The organism is Mesorhizobium sp. M7A.F.Ca.CA.001.10.2.1 (assembly GCF_003998575.1).
Taxonomy (GTDB): domain Bacteria; phylum Pseudomonadota; class Alphaproteobacteria; order Rhizobiales; family Rhizobiaceae; genus Mesorhizobium.
The window spans coordinates 1-566 of sequence record NZ_RZQY01001282.1; the positions used below are offsets into that span (position 1 = coordinate 1).

The 566-nt window shown below is 65.0% G+C and carries 1 protein-coding gene and 1 pseudogene; both read right to left on the bottom strand.

Features of this window, described 5'->3' with window-relative positions; genetic code table 11:
• Positions 1-136, bottom strand: a pseudogene (locus EN964_RS36645) (NAD-dependent dihydropyrimidine dehydrogenase subunit PreA); the annotation flags it as partial.
• Between the two features lie 2 nt (positions 137-138).
• Positions 139-566, bottom strand: a 428-nt coding sequence (locus EN964_RS36650) for an FAD-dependent oxidoreductase (protein WP_164776586.1), incomplete at its 5' end; no start/stop codon positions are given.

Sequence of the window (566 nt, forward strand, 5' to 3'; positions counted from 1 at the left end):
TCTTCCACACCACGCCGCCCCAGCCGGCCTTGAAGGCGCGGATGACGTTGTAGGCCTTGTCGGTCGGCGGCGCCGAGGCAAGCCAGAACGGATTGGGCGACTTGATGCCGACGAAATTGTTTCTGATATCTGCCATGCTCATGCCCTCCCGTTCGAGGTCAGTGCCCGGTTGATGCTCTCCGCAGCGTCGCGCCCCTGCGCGACCGCCGAGACGGTGAGGTCGTCGCCACCGAAGATGCAGTCGCCGCCGGCCCAGACCCTGGCAAGCGACGTACGCCCTTCCGCATCCACCTTGATGCGGCCGGCTTCGAGATCGATCGACGCACCGCTGCCGTTGAGGGCTGCCGGCACAAAACTCTGTCCGATCGCCTTGAACACCTGGTCGGCAACGAGCGTCAGGGTCTCGCCGGTGCCGGCAAGCCTGTCGCCGTTCATGGCGGTGTATTCGAGTTCGATGCCCGACACTTTGCCGCCCTCGGCGATCACCCGCTTCGGCTGCAGCCAGTGGCGGATGGTGACGCCATTGGCGGCGGCCAGATCCTGCTCGAACTTGGACGCATTCATGT